We start from the raw sequence: 15,955 nt of genomic DNA on the forward strand, positions 1-15,955 counted from the left end.
GCGAACGTGGGCGGATTTCGGTACGAAGTAATTACAGAATATTGGCCTCTCTTCTTAGAAGGCGCCAAGATGACCATCCAAATTACGGTGATTTGCGTCACCTTGGGTGTGATTTTGGGTATGGCTTTAGGCATGGCGCGACTGGCCGATGCAAGACATTCCCCTTGGAAACAGATTCTTAAATATTGTGTTCGCTGGCCGGTGACGGTTTACGTGAGCTTCTTCCGCGGAACGCCTCTTTTCGTTCAGATTCTGCTGATGCAGTTCGCGATTCTTCCGTTCTTTATTCATCCGACCGAAGGTCTATTGATTTCCGGAGACCTTGCCCGTGAGATTCGTTCTACTTACGGTGCGATGCTTGCCGGTATCGTGGCCATTACGTTGAATGCCGGTGCTTACCTTTCAGAGGTTTTCCGTGCCGGTATCCAGTCTTTGGATAAGGGACAGATGGAAGCTGCCCGCTCTGTCGGTATGACTTACTGGCAGGCAATGTTCCACATCATCCTGCCGCAGGCTTTCCGCCGTATGCTTCCGCCGTTGGGCAATAATGCGATTGCGATTTTGAAAGACTCTTCTCTTGTTTCTGCGATCGGCCTGGCTGAACTGGCCTACGCCGCACGTACTGTGGCCGGAGCTACAGCTCGCTACTGGGAACCGTACATTACGATTTCTCTGATGTACTGGGTCATGACTTTAGGTCTGGCTTATCTCGTGAAGAAGATGGAACAACGCTTGGGTAAAGGAGACGACAACAGATGAGCGACAACAAGACCGAACAGAAACCGGTTATCCGTATCGAAGATCTGCACAAGTATTTCGGGGATAACCAAGTTCTTCGCGGCATTAACCTCGAAGTGATGCCCGGAGAAAAAGTCGTGGTTTTAGGGCCGTCGGGCTCCGGCAAGTCCACGATGCTTCGCTGCATCAATGCGTTGGAAGAAACCACCAGCGGCAAGATTTACGTCAATGACGTTGATATCACTTCTCCGAAGACCGATATCAACAAAGTCAGAGAGCACCTCGGAATGGTTTTCCAGCGTTTTAATCTCTGGCCGCATAAAACCGTTCTTGAGAACGTTGCTTTGGCACCGAAACTCGTGTCCGGTGTCAACAAAACCGAGGCTGAGAAAAAAGCTATGGAAATGCTTAAGCGCGTCGGTTTGGCAGAAAAAGCCAACGCCTATCCCGCAAGCCTTTCCGGCGGTCAGCAGCAGCGTGTGGCGATCGCCCGTGGCCTAGCAATGGAACCGAAGGCTCTTCTGTTTGATGAACCGACTTCTGCGCTTGATCCTGAACTTGTGGGCGAAGTGCTGAAGGTGATGACTGATCTGGCGAAGTCCGGTATGACCATGGTCGTGGTTACCCATGAAATGGGCTTTGCCCGCGAAGTGGCCGACCGCGTGATCTTCATGGACGGCGGTGTCATTGTTGAACAAGGCAAACCGGAAGATGTTCTTCTGCATCCGAAGGAAGAAAGAACACGTACCTTCCTGAAGCGCGTTCTTCCGAACGCGGAAGAAAAGAAATAGTTCGCAATTAGTTCTTTGATAGCTCGGTCTGCCGAGCTATTTTTATGCCTGCGCTTTCTTGCGGGAGGCCAGAAGCCAAACGGCTGCGAAAACCAGAACACCGCCGACACCTTCAGCCGGCGTGAGCGGAGCACCGAGCAGAACGACGGAGAGAACGACGGCGGTGATCGGCTCAAAGCAGCTTAAGAGGCTGGCCGAAGTCGCTGAGATCATCTTGAGACTTGAAACATAGAGCAGGAAAGAAACCAAGGTTCCGACCACAACGATATAGGCGTAGAAAAGCGCCGACTGCGTGGTCCAATTGGCTTCAATCGCCCAGGGCGGAAAGAAGATGCTCATCACAATGCCGCCGACCGTCATACCGCCGCCGACAACGACGGTAACGGGAATTTTCTTAAGAACGGCATTCGGTTGGATATTGCTGGCGGCGCCGGCAACCGAGGATGCAAGGCCCCAAAGGACACCCGTCAGAGAGAGTGAAACGGAATCAAAATCTCCTTTGGTGGTAATCAATACAACCGCTATGATTGCCAGCGCCGTGCACGCCATTTCACGAATCTGAGGTGCGCGATGCTTTACAAAGATAACCCAGATAGTCGTGAATACCGGAATAGTGGCCGCGAGGATGGCGGCGGTGCCTGCGTTGCTGCACTGAATCGCTAAGAAAAACGTCAGTTGGGTGAGCAGGACGAGCACTCCGTAGAGCAGAATGTCTTTTGCTACGCCGGGTTGAGAAAAATACTTCAGAAGGGATCGGCGCATGAAGAAATGCTCGAACATCAGCAGCAGCGCTCCGGCACCCAGAAGCCGGCCTGCGACCAGATCGCCTACTGTAAAGCCGGAATCTTCCATCAGCACTTGCGCTGCGACACCCATCGAACCCCAGCAAATTTCTGCGCTGATTGCAAAACAAATTCCTTCGGTTTTCTTTTGCATAACCAAGTCCTCGCTTAGGTTTTGAGAATAGGCGGATAATGGCGAACATACGGTTTAAGTTGTGAATTTCACAAGTTAAGGTTATGCGTCCTTCTCTCAAAATCGAAACCTGGAACCTTCTCTCTGAATTAGGCAGGACACAAAGTTTGGTTCAAGCCGCAGAGCGTTTGGAGATGGGTCTTCCGGCCGCTTCTCGCTTGGTTTCTTCGTTAGAGAAAGAGCTGGGAATCGAACTTCTGGACCGCAAACGCAAGCCCGCGCAGATTGTCACAAAGTCGCTGGAGCTCTTTTCCGAGGCCGATCGCATAGCTCGCCAATACCAGCGTCTGCTGAAAACAGTCGACTCTATCAAGCATCAAGACACGATTAAGCCGAAGCGGATTTTGAAAGTCAGTCTTCCGGCGAACATTGACCGAAGCGCTTACTTGAATGCGTTTTCAAACTTTGAAAGAAAGCATCCAGGGTTGCGTGTTGAAGTACTGATCGACGCCGGAGAAGAAGGTTTATTAAATGGCGCGACAGATGTGGCTTATTTCGGATATCGGCCTGCAAAAGAAGGTATCACATGGATTCCAGCGGGACACAACGTTACGTTTCTCATGGCTTCGCGCGGCTACCTCCGTCGGCACGGAGCTCCGCAAAGCGTCGAAGAACTTCGGAACCATACGCTCCTGCTGAGAAACACTTCCAATCGATCTTTTAGTCGGCGTTTAGAGAATCGAGACGCCTCTTTTGAAATCGAATCTGATGACAAGGTGCATTTTGAAGATGCATATTCCTGCCGCACGCACTTGATTGCCGGAGAAGGCATATCGGTAGATTTGGTGCCTTCTTTCGTCGCTGATGAGCTGATGCGAGGCGATATTGTTCCGGTGCTTCCCGGCTGGCACCGCCGGCCTTGGGAGATCTGCGTCTGCCGAAGAGAATCGGATCATTCGCCGTTAATTTCTGAAATGGCAAACCTGATCGTTGAGAACTTCAAGAAGCACACGGTCGACAGCTGGATGTTTTGGTATTGGTATTTCAGCATTCCGACTGAATCGGTTGTTTTGCCGAAAGCAGATTAGAGTTTGTCGCGGAACATGAAGTAGGCAGCTCCGAGCATGCACAGAGAGGCCCACAGATAGTCCAGCTTCAAGGGCTGCTTCATGTACAGAAAAGCAAACGGAACAAAGATGCCCAATGAGATGACCTCCTGGAGGATTTTGAGCTGACCTAAGGAAAGGCCGGAGAAACCGATTCGGTTGGCCGGAACCATGATGCAGTATTCGAAGAACGCGATAAGCCAGCTGGAGATAACCGCAACCCACAGAGGAGAGCTTCCGAGATTCTTGAGATGTGCATACCACGCAAACGTCATGAAACAGTTTGAGAGGAGAAGCAGGGCAGCTGTTTTGTACAGAACCGGAATCTGAGAAAAGAACTGGCTTAGTGTCTGCATTTGACTTAAGAAAAGTTCAACGAAGCGTTTGGAGATTATAGAAACCGAACAAGCGCTTTGCCGAGACTTAATTGGCTTTTTCTCGCGGCTTGCTAAAGCCGAGAAGAACAACAGCGACAAGCACCATCGCCGCACCGGCGAGCATGAAAGCATTCATCTTCAGTGAGAAGAAAAAGTACGAGAGTACGATGGCAGTGAGCGGTTCAACGGTTTCGAGCACGCCGGTGATGGTCGGGAGGATCTTGGAGGCGCTGACGATGTACAGCGTGTAAGCAACAATATGCCCCATGATCGCTACCCACAGCACGCTGAGAACGGTTAGGAAATTCCATTCAAGGTTGACTTTCCAAAACGGATAGTAGAGGTTGCAAAGAATGGTCGTAAAGAGCATGGCCCAGGTCATGGATACGATCGGCCCGACCTTTCGAACAATAGAACGGCTTTGAATGGTGTAGGCGGCGCTAAAGAGCGGGGCACCGAAGCCGACCAAAAGCGTCAGCCAGCCGAAGGAAAGCGTTGAGAAGTCTCCTTTGGTCATCATCAGACATACGCCGATGAGTGCCAAAGCGCAGCAAAAGATCTGCGAAACGGTAGGCATCACGGCAGCAAAGAGCAGAATCCCCATGATGCAGAAAGGCCGGGTAGCGGCGATGACCGCAGCTGTTTCTGCGTTGGAGTACTTTACGCAAACGTAGAAGCTAACCTGTGTGAGGAGAACCAAAACACCGAACAAGAAGAACTGAAACATATTTCCTTTGTCAGCAGCAGCAAGGAAGGTCTCTTTCGGTTTGGTAGCAAGAGATGTACCGAAAAGTGCGACGGTCGTGACGACCATCGTCAAAGAAATGAATTGCGCCGGCGCCATGCGGACGGTGTGCAATAAGTACTGAGCTGCAATATCCATCGTGCCCCAAAAGAAACCGGACAAAATGCCACAAATGACGCCGAGTGTTCGAATTTTCATGTTCGCCTCCCACGTTATGGTTATAGATCCTGCAACCCTTTGATTTACTGCCGACGAATAAATTTGAGCAGTTGGTATTACTATCTTTGTTCTCGGATACGTAGAATCTTGAGAACGAATTTTGTTTTGAAAGGATGAGCAACGTGCAAGAAAACCGATACTCCCGTCACGAATTCTTGAAAGAGGTCGGAATCGAGGGCCAAAAGAGAATTGCTCAAGGCCGAGTGCTAATCATCGGCGCCGGCGGCTTGGGTTCGCCGGCTTCTCTGTACCTGGCTTCTTCCGGCGTAAAGAAAATCACGATTGTGGATTCCGATACCGTAGATTTAACGAATCTGCAGCGTCAGGTGATTCACAACATGGAGCGCTTAGGTCTGAATAAAGCCGAAAGCGCAAAAGTCGCTTTGCAAGCGATCAACCCGGAGGTTGAAATTGTTCCGGTAGATCACAGGCCGAGCCTCGAAGAATTGGAGAAGCTTGTTTCCGAATGCGATGTGGCCTTGGATTGTACCGACAACACCGACTCTCGATATATTTTCAATGACGTCTGCCGACGTTTTAAAAAACCGCTGGTCACGGCCGGCGTGGTCGCGTTCGACGGTCAAATTACCGTCTTCGACTTCAGGGATCCTGATTCGGCCTGTTATGCATGTCTGTTCCCTAATCACGAAGGCAAGGATGAGAAGGCGTCCAGCAAGGGCGTATTTGCACCCCTAGTGGGCATGCTTGGATGTATGCAGGCGGCCGAGGCTCTTAAAATTATCGGAAAGTTCGGCGAGCCCTTGACGGGCCGTCTGTTAATGGTGGATGCCCGCACAATGACATGGCGTCAGATGAAATACAGACGCGATGACGAGTGTCCCTGCTGCGCAAAGGAAAAGTAAGAGATGAAAGTAAAGGTTCTTTATTTTGCTTCTTTAAAAGAACGCCTCCTCAAAGGCGAAGACACGGTTGAACTTCCGGAAGATGTGAAGACCGTTGAAGATCTGATTAACTACCTGTCGGAAAACGACGCAGCACTTAAGGCAGCTTTTGAAGAAATGCCTCGTCTGCGTTTTGCCGTGAACCAGGAAATGGCTAAAGAATCGACGCCTCTGAAAGACGGCGACGAAGTGGCATTTTTCCCGCCGGTCACCGGAGGTTAAATCTTAACTAAGCAAAGAGGTTCTCGAGTGAGCCTCTTTGCGGAGATTTCTTATGATTGGCGCCGGACTCCGAGCAGAGATCGGAACGAAATCGCGTGTGACTGCAACTTTAAGATTTGTGATCACGATTTCAACGGCGCTCCTGTTGTCCGGCCTTTTCCATAGCCCCCAATTAGGCGGTTTTGCCGCGCTGGGGGCTTTTATGGCTCTCTTAAACGATACTGAAAGCGACTTAATTTCGCGCTTGGGCGGTGTTGCCATAACTTTTGTCGGCGTAATGTGTGCCGCACTCCTCGGCGTTGTGCTCAAAAATATGGAGTACGGCAAATGGCTGGTCATCGCATTGGTCTGTTTTGGCCAGAGTCTGATGACCTTCGCTGAGAAATTCTGGTGGCTTTGGGGAAAGTACGTTTTAGTTTTCCTTCTCATCTCCATCTTTGATTTCACGCCGGATCTGATGGCTTTTGTCGGCTACTTCGTCGGTTTTAGCCTGGCGATGGCTGCCATCGTGCTCGATCACTTCGTTTGGAGATACGAGAAACTGTCGCTCCGACCAATGGCTCAGCTCAAACTCGTCGAAGGCGGCAACCGTAACTCTTATGCCTATGCGGTTATCTCAACGCTCACGCTGATCTGCGCATTGAGCTTTTCTTTCATGCTGGACTTTTCCGAGCCCGGCTGGGTCGGAATCACGGCGCTGTACTTGCTAAATTCCAATGTGGTCGCCGGATATAAACGTGTGGTTCAAAGAATTCTCGGAACATTACTCGCTTACTTTTTAGTTATCTTTATCTTTCCTCATATCGATGACAAGTTTGTATTGGGCGCCCTGATCGTGGCGTCCTCTGCAGGCATTCCGGTATTTGTCGGCGGGAACTACACCTGCATGACTTTCTTTATCACAACCTACATTCTTTTCACGCTGGATTGGTTAATGCGTGCTTATGGCGGAGATTATTCCATTCTGATTTGGCGAATATGGGATACGCTGATGGGTGCCGGATGGGTTGCTCTCGGACTCGGGGTACTTTATTTGTGGGAAAAGTGTCAGAAAAAGAGAACTTAGATTCCGTATCCCAAGAAACGAGAATTGACAAAAACTAACCCCCAAACCAAAATTAACTGTTTGAGGAAATTAAAAGTTCTTCACAGAGAATCACATAATCAGGAACGATTCCATGGCTGACGACAACAAGACAACGAACGCAACAACAACCGCAAAACCTGCTGCAGCAGAACCGACCAAGGCGGCTGCTCCGGCAGAAGTAAAACCCGCTGCTAAAGCACCGGCAAAACCTCGCACCGTTAAGGCTCCGACGATCCGCAGACCGGCTGTACGCCGCACCGCAGTTAAAGCTGCTGCCCCTGCCGCTGCAGCAAAAGAGACTTCTCTGAAGGAGGTTTCTTTAGACGATCCTTCTCTGTACATTAACCGCGACATCAGTTGGATTGAGTTCGACCGTAAAGTCCTTGAAACAGCAATGGATCCCGAGATCCCGCTGCTCAACCGTGTTCTCTTCTTGTCCATCTTCTACAACAATCTCGACGAATTCTTCATGGTTCGCGTGATGAACGTTCAGAGACAGGCCAGAAGCGGAGCCGAACCGACCGGTCCGGATAAGATGCCGCCCGCTCGTCAGCTTTCCGAAATCCGTCGTAAAGTTACCGAGATTCTCGAAGAAGCTGAAAACCTCTGGATTGATACGCTCAAACCCGAGCTCGAGAATAAAGGCATTCGTTTCTCTAAGTACTCTGCGCTGAACGCAGCACAGAAGAAGGAAATGAACCGCTATTTCGACGAAGATATTTTCCCAGTTCTGACGCCTCAGGCGGTGGACAAGGGCCGTCCGTTCCCGATGATCTCCAACACCAGCCTGAATTTCGTGATGGAACTCGAAGCAATTGAAAGCGGTATTTCGGTTAAGAATCGTTTTGCTCGTTTGAAGTGCCCGAATAACGTTCCTCGTTTCCTGTTCGTTTCCAATAAAGACAACACCGTTACACCGGATCTGTCCTACGCCACCACTGAAGGTGTGATTGTTCTGACTGAAGATCTGATCGGCAACCGTTTGAATACGCTCTTCCCAGGATATAAGGTTAAGTCTCAGGGTCTTTTCCGTATTACCCGTAATACGGACGGTGAGATCGAAGAAGACGAAGCTGACGATCTGCTCTCTGCCGTTCGTGACTATGTCGAACAGCGTCGTTTCGGTTCAATCGTCCGTGTCGAGATTGAAAAGGGCATGCCGCAGCGTCTGCAGGACTTCCTGTATGAACACTTAGATCTTCATCCGAACCAGTTCTACCGCTGTCGTGTTCCTCTGGCCTTCTCTGAATTCGGCCGCATGATGAAGATTGACCGCCCGTCTCTGAAGTATCCGTCCGATCATCCGAAGACACCGAAGGCTTTTGAACAGGGCCGCAATTGCTTTGACGAGATCCGCAAGCGCGACATCCTTGTCTACCACCCGTATGACTCGTTTAACTGCGTGTTGGAATTCTTGAAGCAGGCAGCTTTGGATCCGAACGTTGTCGCTATTAAGCAGACGCTTTACCGCTGCGGCAGCGATTCTCCTGTTGCTAAGGCTCTTCTTGAAGCTCGTCGCCGCGGCAAACAGGTGACCGCCGTCGTTGAGCTGAAGGCTCGGTTCGATGAAGAGCAGAACATTAACTGGGCTGAAGAAATGGAACGCAACGGCGTGAACGTTGTGTACGGTTTTGCCGGCCTCAAAATTCATGCCAAGCTCTGCTTCGTTGTTCGCCGAGAAAAAGGCAAACTTGAGCGCTACACGCACATCGGTTCCGGTAACTACAACGCTGCTTCGGCCAAGATCTATACCGACTTAGGGCTCTTCACGGCCAATAAGGATATCAACGATGACGTCCAGGATCTGTTTAATGTGATGACCGGCTACGGCGTAGTCAACCACTATCGCAAGCTGCTGGTTTCTCCGCACACCTTGCGCCCCGGCATTACCAAGCTGATTCGCCGCGAAATCGAACAGCACAAGAAGCACGGCAACGGCCATATCATCATCAAGTGCAACCAGTTGGTTGACTATGAAATGGTCAAGGTTCTTTACGAAGCCAGCCGCGCCGGTGTGAAGATCGAATGTATCGTTCGCGGTATCTGCAGTCTGCGTCCCGGTTTGCCCGGCGTTTCCGATACGATCACGGTTCGCTCGATTGTCGGACGTCTCTTGGAGCATGCCCGCATCTACTATTTCCACAATAACGGGGATGAAGAGATGTACTTCGGCAGTGCCGACTTGATGACGCGTAACCTGAACGGTCGTATCGAAGTGCTGACGCCGCTCCTGCAGGAAAACCTGCGCAATAACGTCATGAATCAGATCGTGATTCCTCAGCTGAAGGACAACATTCACGCCTGGGTTATGAACTCCGACGGTTCTTACACCAAGCTACAGCCTAAGAAGGGTGAGACGGTGTACGACAGCCAGGAAGAGATTGCGAAGAAATTAAATCTCATGAAGAAATAATCTTCTGATGCGTTAACCACAAAGCTCCCGCGGTTCGATACTCGGGAGCTTTTTGTGTGCCTGGCAGGCACACTTTCTATAGGGTGCAAGTCCCGAGCTCGCCCACCAAGGGGAAGAGTTAGCGAATCGCAAGGTGTACGCAGTGATGCGTAGGCTGAAAGAAGCGAATAGCAAAGTCACGCACCGACGAACAGGAATCGTCTTAGGCGGAAGCAGGTGGATGAGAGTGCAAAATAACTTGAAATCCGAAACTTGGTCGGAACCTGCGGCGTAGAGACGGCGGTGGCATGGGACGAAAGAAAGTGTGATTACCCAGGGAGATCTTGCCAGCCCTAAACAGTGGTAGTAACAACGAATGGCAAGAAGTCAGCAGGTGCCATAGTACTCATGAGTATTGAGGAAGGGCCGAACCAGTAAACCCGTGAAAGGAGGAAAACCGAGCGGCGAGAACAGAAAAACGTTAAGACAACCTGGCCTGGACAGGGAGGCGCGGAACGCCTCAGGAAACAAGTCAGGAGATTCGCTGAAGTCGCAAGGATTGAACTAATGAGTAGCGAGGCTTTTGAGACGATCACGTTGGAAGGGATACTCGCCCCGAAGAACCTGTACCAAGCCCTACTGAAGGTTGAAGCCAATAAGGGCTCGGCCGGCGTAGATGGAATGGGAACAGGGGAGCTAAGGAAATACTTCTTAGAACATCCGGGAGAACTGACCGACAAGATCAGAAAAGGAGAATACAAACCATCACCTATCAAGCGCGTATACATCCCTAAAGACAACGGCGAACAAAGACCGCTGGGAATTCCAACGGTAATCGACCGATTTGTCCAGCAGGCAGTGACCCTGGTGTTGAGTCGTGAATACGAAAAAGTCTTCCGCGACATGAGCTACGGCTTCAGACCTAATAGAGATTGTCGTATGGCCGTTCGGAAAGCAATGGAACACATAAAAGACGGATATGTGTGGGTGGTTGACCTGGATCTGAGGAAATTCTTTGATACGGTAAACCACAGCAAGCTGATCCAACTTTTATCTGAAAGGATAAAGGATGGAAGAGTTATATCCCTGATCCACAAATTCCTAAGGGCTCAGATCAGCGAAGACGGAAAAGTAGGAAAACCAAACACTATCGGAACGCCTCAAGGAGGTGTCATATCTCCTCTTTTAGCAAACGTGCTTCTCAATGAACTTGATCAGAAGGTCGAGGATAAAGGCATACGTGCAGTCCGCTATGCGGATGATGCCGTGTTCTTTGCCAGGAGCCGAAAAGCGGCTCAGCGCATCCTTGCCTGGGTATCCAACTTCATAGAGAAAAAGCTGATCTTGAAGGTCAACCAAGAGAAGACGAAAACTCTCAGAGTCGGTTCACCTGAAGTGCAATTTCTTGGATTTAGCTTCACAAACAGCGTGACCAAGAAAAAGAAAGCCAGATTCCCTGACTACAAATACTTTCCTGTTGTTCACCGGAAGAAGAGAACGAAACTGAAGGAGAAGTTGCGTGCTCTGACTGATAGAAGAGCAATCGGAGGGATAGATGCTGTCAAGGCGAAACTGAGGCTTGCACTAAAAGGCTGGTCTAATTACTTCAAGAAAGCCGTTCCTGTCTGGTGGAGAATTAAAACGGATAGTTGGCTCCACCGCCGAATAAGGCAACTTCTATGGAAACAATGGAAGAAACCAGGAAAGCGGCAGGAGGAACTGAAGAAGAGGTGGAAAGACGCGCCTGAAATCGGGGAGTTCGCATACAGTTCGAATAGATACTGGGCAATTGCGAAGGCTTACCCCATACACCAGGCCCTGAGCAATCAGAACTTGTGGAATGAAGGTTGGTATGATCTTGAAAAGGCCCTGCGTGAGACGCGTTGAAACCATGCAGGGGTTAACTGGAACCGCCAAGTGCCGAACGGCATGCTTAGGTGGTGTGAGAGGGGCGAGCAAACGCTCCCCCTACTCGATTGGGAGTAGAGAGACATGGCTCGAGACACTTCATCGCTTCAGGAAGCAAAGATGCTCCTGGAGGTTCTGAAGAGAATCCCTCTGAACCGAAAAATTTCCACGACGGATCTGCACCAGCAGCTCATGGCGGCAGGTTACGAATTGAGCCGCAGAACACTTCAGCGCTACTTGAAGGCTCTGTCTGAAAGCGATATGGGCGTACAGTGCGACGATAAGTCCAAACCTTTCGGCTATCGGCGTCTATTAAATTCCAATGACTTGGATCGCGTAGGGCTTGGTGCTGACGGCGCGCTCCTGCTTTTGCTTGCTCGAGAGCACTTGCGCTATCAGATGCCGCCGGACCTCACAAATTCGCTGTCCTATCTTTTTGATGCGGCGGAGAACTATATGCATACGGCTTCGGGATCGTCACCCGAAAAACGTTGGCTCAGCAAGGTTCGCTTCGTGAGCGGAAGTCTGCCGCTTTGTCCGCCGATGATTCGTCCCTCGATATTTAATAAAGTTTCTGAGGGCTTATTTAAGCAGGTCAAACTCGATATTGTTTATTTCAAAAGCGAGAACGAAGAAGAGGTTCAGCTGCGTGTATCTCCGCTGGGCCTCGTGCAGCAAGATGTTCGGCTGTATTTAGTCTGCTGTTATGAAGACACGACGCAGATTAGAAACCTTGCTCTGCACCGTATTAAAAAGGTTGAGCTGACCACCTTCATTGCAGAAGAGCCGAAGGGTTTCGACTTGCAGCAGTACGTCGACAGAAGTCCGTTCAATTACGGCAATGCACAAAAGGTATTGCTGGAGATGGTATTTAAAAACCGTCAGACCGCTTTGATTCTCAGAGAGACACCGTTTAATCGGATGCAGAAGCTGGAAGAGAGAAGAGACGGCACGTTTAAATTAACAGTAGAAGTTGCCGATACAGTTTTGCTCACCGGATGGATCGAAGCCTGGCGAGAGAAGGCCGGCATTATTTCGGTAAAGAAAACGCCGATCCAATAGACAACAAAAAACCCGCTGCTAGCAGCGGGTTTTTTGTTGAAGATTCAAGAAGAATTATTCGCGGTCCGTGCGATAGAAATATTTCTGATGACGGCTGTTTCTTCTTTGATCGTATGCGTAACGGATCCAGGCTTCAGAGAGAGATTCTCCGTCTCTCCAATTGAAAGTACGAACGCCTGCCCAAAGCTTCGGATTCCACATGGGTTCGTCAGGAATGCGGATGAACGCATTTAAGCTCGGATATTCCTTAGGATTCTGTTTCATCATGACGGTCTTGCAGTCGCGCACAAAGTCGCCGTAGAAGTCGTCTACGAAGCGGTCAAATTTGGAGAAGTCGATTGTGACGTCTTTGCCGCCGTTCGGAGAGGGCTCAACGAGGAGAATCGGAGAACCGGTGCTGTTCTTAGCGAGGCGAAGCGTGATGCCGCCGTAGGTTTCGTAAACGCTCTTGGAATAATCCGGAGTTGTTTGGAAGAAATCCTCGGCGATCGGATTTAAACGGGGTTTGCGAAGCCAGGGCTTGTTCGGGACATTCGGTCCGGAAACAACCATGGTGCGTGGATCGGCGAGAACTTCGGGCGGAACATTCAAATCTTTGGAATGAACCATTTCCTCGAAAGCATGCTTGTCTGCATTTTTCTGCATCAGATCGAGGATTGCCCAAACTTCAGGAAGGTTTTCTGCAGGCAGATCGAACTCATCAACATAGCCGAACTTAGCGCTTTCTTCCTTGTAATTCGGACGCTGATCCAAAGCATGCATTACTTTCCAAGAACGACCTTGAGAAGCGGATGGAATCGGCCATTTGGGTTCTTCATGTTCTTGGCCTTCAGAGGCCGTATCCATCCGAAGTTCGCTTTCCGTGTCGTAGACGGGAACCTGATAAATATTCGGGTTGTGTTTGGGCGGCTGAGGTCTGTTTTCCTGCGCTTTTTGGGCCTGAGCAGAAGCAACCGCGTTGTCTACGGCGCTCTGAATAAACGAGTCGTGCAGGGCCTTTTCATTCTTACTTGCATTTCGACCGCGCATCGTTCTCTGGAAGAGAGAGTTTCTGCGGTTTCCTTTGTCGCGTTGCTGGAAGTTTTCGCGTCGGCTGTTGTTTGAAGAAAATTCGGAATGAGAAGCGGGTGTTTCAAACGCAGGCTCTTTGACTTCCGGAGCGGGACGGGTTTCCTGAACGGCAGTTTCAGGCGTCGGACTAAAGACTCTGGGCTCGTTGTTGAAAGCCGGCGCCGGTGCGGGTGTCGGAACGGCTGGTGCAGGAACGACAGGTGCAGGAGAAGCTGCTTCTGCGGTTTCAGAAGGGCGTTTCTTTAATTGGAGTTTCGGTCTTCTAGGGGCTTCAGCGGCCGGAGATTCAGTAGGAGAGGAAGTTTCTACAGGGGTTTGTGTTGTCGGAGGCGTCTCAGCTGCTTGTGTAGTCTGGGACTGAGCGTTTGCGATCGCCGTTGCTTTTGTCTTTTCGTAATCTTTTACCCAATTGTATAGGCTAACAATATTGATGCCTAAGTCAGCAGCTACGGCAGCCGCCTTTTCTTTGCCTTCTACAACTCGCAGAGCTGCATGATGTTTAAATGAAGGATCAAAAGTTCGACGTGTTCTTTTTTGTTCCATAAACAGCGTTTCTTAAGTATTGCCGTCATTGGGAAGTTTTCTATCCATAAGCATTAGGAAAACGGCTTTCGATTAAATAAAAAGGAAAGACGAACGGGAAATCGAAACGTTAATAAAAACTTTCGTAGAGATAGACGGCGACGTGTCTTCGGAAGGAATTGTACCTTTATTTAGGTAAAAAGAGTTTAAAAATTAATCAAAAAACTGCGTTATTTCTTATTCTGGGCTTGATTTTCTGAGATTACAGGGAGGTCTCAAAATCAAGCGGAAGAGTTCTTAAAACAGAAAGTTTCCTTTCGAAAAGATTGATTTCCTAGGGAAACTACCTAAAAAATCACTCGTTTTTATGTATGGTTCCTCTTCAAAATGACGCCATTCTCCTTTTTGCTTTTATTTAGTTAATAAATATCGTTATGACAATTAAGAACTCAACCTTTGGGGAGCTGACAGTTGCGGCTGCCCTTTGTTCTTCTGCCATTATGTGTGCATCCACGGCTTCAGCAGCCGGTTTCCAACTGACCGAACAGAGCGTGGCCGGTATGGGGCGTGCTCACGCCGGCGCTGGTATCGTCGGTGATGATGTTTCTGCGATTCACTTTAACCCTGCCGGTATGACACTTTTGCATGGATTACAGACGACTGTGGCAGGGACATATGTTTCTTTAGATATTGATTACAAGGGATCAAAGAAGAACGCAAGGGAAAACGGTCGCGATAAACCTGCAAGTATTCCGGCAGCATTTCTTTCCTATCAGGTGAACGACTCTTTATGGTTGGGTTTAGCGATTACCTCCCCGTATGGAATGAGAATTCGTTATGGCAGCGACTGGGCTGAAAGCCAACGCGGTATCAGCGGTTCTGTAACGACGGTTGACATCAATCCGAACATCGCGTGGAAAGTAAACGACTACATTAGTCTCGGTGGTGGGGTTTCAGCTCTCTGGACACATTCCAAAATTAAAAGCGGACTACCAGTTGGCGGCGGCCAATTCGAATACAAAGGTTCCGACTGGATGTTTACTTATAACCTTGGTTTGATGGTTTCACCCATGGAGGACCTCCGTTTCGGTGTTTCTTATCGCTCTTCCGCGCACGTAACTGCTCGTGGCGATTACTACATTCGGAACAATAAAATTATGAACGGCGAGGGCGATGGTAAGGGCCGTCTACAAACGCCTGAGACGGTTTATATTTCTGCAACTTGGAAACCCATTCAGAAATTGAGACTTTCTGGTTTAGCTCGCTGGGCCAATTGGAAAAAATTTGAGGATATGCGCTTCAGCATGGATGACAGCGGTAATTTGAAAAAGACTCCAGAAGCACCTCTCTACTTGGCAGGAATTGCACAGAATATGGGTTACCCGCCAAGTTACGGCGAACTTGCTGGTGGAATTCTGCAGAACAAATTTGCCAACATTAGTATTGAGAATAATTGGAAGGCGGCCTGGTTGTTCTCTCTCGGCGCAGACTTGGATATTACCGATCAGTGGACGATTCGCGGCGGTGTCGCACTTGAGACAGATCCTATCAAACAACAAAATCTGAGAACAGCATTAATTCCGGATACTAAGCGTCTTTGGCTGACATGCGGCTTGTCTTGGAAGCCCACTCCGAAGTGGCAGATTGATATGGCCTATGGTCATATTCGCGGCATCGGACACAGAGATCTTTATAAAGAACCTGGAAGCAACGAAAAAGTTGGTAAGTTTGAAAAGATGAACGCGTGGATGGCCGGCGCTGCCGTCACCTATCGCTTCTAATTTCAACTATTTCTCTCAAATCGAGTAGGGGAAGCTTTCACCTACCCCTCTCACACCACTGGGCATGCGGGTCTCGCACCCAGCGGTTCCAATTAACCTATGCGGGTCGCCTACTTG

General features: G+C 49.6%; 14 protein-coding genes. 10 read left to right on the forward strand and 4 right to left on the reverse strand.

The features are described 5' to 3' along the window. The first annotated feature begins 6 nt into the window (after window positions 1-6). Window positions 7-759: an amino acid ABC transporter permease gene (locus tag ACZND6_RS03665; RefSeq protein ID WP_008810698.1), complete on the forward strand. Its 753-nt coding sequence runs from the start codon at window positions 7-9 to the stop codon at window positions 757-759. Then, window positions 756-1,529: an amino acid ABC transporter ATP-binding protein gene (locus tag ACZND6_RS03670; protein ID WP_293736965.1), complete on the forward strand. Its 774-nt coding sequence runs from the start codon at window positions 756-758 to the stop codon at window positions 1,527-1,529. Before ACZND6_RS03665 ends, ACZND6_RS03670 begins: the two co-directional genes overlap by 4 nt. A 42-nt stretch (window positions 1,530-1,571) precedes the next feature. Here the strand turns inward: ACZND6_RS03670 and ACZND6_RS03675 are convergent, their stop codons facing one another. Further along, complete coding sequence (locus ACZND6_RS03675; RefSeq protein WP_293736964.1) at window positions 1,572-2,465, reverse strand: DMT family transporter; 894 nt, start codon at window positions 2,463-2,465, stop codon at window positions 1,572-1,574. A gap of 83 nt (window positions 2,466-2,548) precedes the next feature. Here ACZND6_RS03675 and ACZND6_RS03680 point away from each other — a divergent pair, with 83 nt between their 5' ends. Next, window positions 2,549-3,532 (forward strand): LysR family transcriptional regulator, encoded by a 984-nt coding sequence (locus tag ACZND6_RS03680; protein WP_293736963.1) that lies wholly within the window; start codon window positions 2,549-2,551, stop codon window positions 3,530-3,532. Here the strand turns inward: ACZND6_RS03680 and ACZND6_RS03685 are convergent. Continuing rightward, window positions 3,529-3,906 (reverse strand): DMT family protein, encoded by a 378-nt coding sequence (locus ACZND6_RS03685; protein WP_022100195.1) that lies wholly within the window; start codon window positions 3,904-3,906, stop codon window positions 3,529-3,531. The genes ACZND6_RS03680 and ACZND6_RS03685 overlap by 4 nt on opposite strands. 67 nt (window positions 3,907-3,973) lie before the next feature. Beyond that, window positions 3,974-4,870 (reverse strand): DMT family transporter, encoded by an 897-nt coding sequence (locus tag ACZND6_RS03690; protein ID WP_293736962.1) that lies wholly within the window; start codon window positions 4,868-4,870, stop codon window positions 3,974-3,976. Between the two features lie 134 nt (window positions 4,871-5,004). Between ACZND6_RS03690 and ACZND6_RS03695 the strand changes: the two genes are divergently transcribed. The 6 genes from ACZND6_RS03695 to ACZND6_RS03720 all read left to right on the forward strand — a co-directional run bounded on the left by ACZND6_RS03695 (window position 5,005) and on the right by ACZND6_RS03720 (window position 12,464). Then, the gene (locus ACZND6_RS03695; protein WP_300873935.1) at window positions 5,005-5,754 is read left to right on the forward strand and encodes a HesA/MoeB/ThiF family protein; all 750 of its coding nucleotides are present in this window, start codon (window positions 5,005-5,007) and stop codon (window positions 5,752-5,754) included. A 3-nt stretch (window positions 5,755-5,757) separates the two neighbouring features. Further along, window positions 5,758-6,015: a molybdopterin converting factor subunit 1 gene (gene moaD / locus ACZND6_RS03700; RefSeq protein WP_022100192.1), complete on the forward strand. Its 258-nt coding sequence runs from the start codon at window positions 5,758-5,760 to the stop codon at window positions 6,013-6,015. Window positions 6,016-6,067: 52 nt separating this feature from the next. Beyond that, the gene (locus ACZND6_RS03705; protein WP_293736960.1) at window positions 6,068-7,081 is read left to right on the forward strand and encodes an FUSC family protein; all 1,014 of its coding nucleotides are present in this window, start codon (window positions 6,068-6,070) and stop codon (window positions 7,079-7,081) included. 112 nt (window positions 7,082-7,193) lie between these two features. After that, on the forward strand, window positions 7,194-9,515 hold the full coding sequence (ppk1, locus tag ACZND6_RS03710; RefSeq protein ID WP_293736959.1) for a polyphosphate kinase 1: 2,322 nt from the start codon (window positions 7,194-7,196) through the stop codon (window positions 9,513-9,515). A 546-nt stretch (window positions 9,516-10,061) separates the two neighbouring features. Then, entirely contained in the window at window positions 10,062-11,381 is a 1,320-nt protein-coding gene (gene ltrA, locus ACZND6_RS03715) for a group II intron reverse transcriptase/maturase (RefSeq protein WP_370748360.1), read from the forward strand. 105 nt (window positions 11,382-11,486) lie between these two features. Next, window positions 11,487-12,464, forward strand: a complete 978-nt coding sequence (locus tag ACZND6_RS03720) for a helix-turn-helix transcriptional regulator (protein WP_293738588.1) — start codon at window positions 11,487-11,489, stop codon at window positions 12,462-12,464. Window positions 12,465-12,518: 54 nt separating this feature from the next. Here ACZND6_RS03720 and ACZND6_RS03725 read toward each other — a convergent pair whose 3' ends face one another. After that, window positions 12,519-14,078: a transposase gene (locus ACZND6_RS03725; protein WP_293738587.1), complete on the reverse strand. Its 1,560-nt coding sequence runs from the start codon at window positions 14,076-14,078 to the stop codon at window positions 12,519-12,521. 413 nt (window positions 14,079-14,491) lie between these two features. On the opposite strand from ACZND6_RS03725, the gene ACZND6_RS03730 reads away from it, so the two are divergent. Next, on the forward strand, window positions 14,492-15,838 hold the full coding sequence (locus ACZND6_RS03730) for an OmpP1/FadL family transporter (protein ID WP_300829824.1): 1,347 nt from the start codon (window positions 14,492-14,494) through the stop codon (window positions 15,836-15,838). Window positions 15,839-15,955 lie beyond the last annotated feature (117 nt).

This window comes from Parasutterella sp. (assembly GCF_057870745.1).

Bases quoted from the DNA above. Each gene is read 5' to 3' on its own strand.
- moaD (WP_022100192.1), top strand. From the start codon at position 5,758: ATGAAAGTAAAGGTTCTTTATTTTGCTTCTTTAAAAGAACGCCTCCTC.
- ACZND6_RS03695 (WP_300873935.1), top strand. From the start codon at position 5,005: ATGAGCAACGTGCAAGAAAACCGATACTCCCGTCACGAATTCTTGAAA.
- ACZND6_RS03725 (WP_293738587.1), bottom strand. From the start codon at position 14,078: ATGGAACAAAAAAGAACACGTCGAACTTTTGATCCTTCATTTAAACAT.
- ACZND6_RS03690 (WP_293736962.1), bottom strand. From the start codon at position 4,870: ATGAAAATTCGAACACTCGGCGTCATTTGTGGCATTTTGTCCGGTTTC.
- ACZND6_RS03730 (WP_300829824.1), top strand. From the start codon at position 14,492: ATGACAATTAAGAACTCAACCTTTGGGGAGCTGACAGTTGCGGCTGCC.
- ACZND6_RS03680 (WP_293736963.1), top strand. From the start codon at position 2,549: ATGCGTCCTTCTCTCAAAATCGAAACCTGGAACCTTCTCTCTGAATTA.
- ppk1 (WP_293736959.1), top strand. From the start codon at position 7,194: ATGGCTGACGACAACAAGACAACGAACGCAACAACAACCGCAAAACCT.
- ACZND6_RS03720 (WP_293738588.1), top strand. From the start codon at position 11,487: ATGGCTCGAGACACTTCATCGCTTCAGGAAGCAAAGATGCTCCTGGAG.
- ltrA (WP_370748360.1), top strand. From the start codon at position 10,062: ATGAGTAGCGAGGCTTTTGAGACGATCACGTTGGAAGGGATACTCGCC.
- ACZND6_RS03670 (WP_293736965.1), top strand. From the start codon at position 756: ATGAGCGACAACAAGACCGAACAGAAACCGGTTATCCGTATCGAAGAT.
- ACZND6_RS03705 (WP_293736960.1), top strand. From the start codon at position 6,068: ATGATTGGCGCCGGACTCCGAGCAGAGATCGGAACGAAATCGCGTGTG.
- ACZND6_RS03685 (WP_022100195.1), bottom strand. From the start codon at position 3,906: ATGCAGACACTAAGCCAGTTCTTTTCTCAGATTCCGGTTCTGTACAAA.
- ACZND6_RS03675 (WP_293736964.1), bottom strand. From the start codon at position 2,465: ATGCAAAAGAAAACCGAAGGAATTTGTTTTGCAATCAGCGCAGAAATT.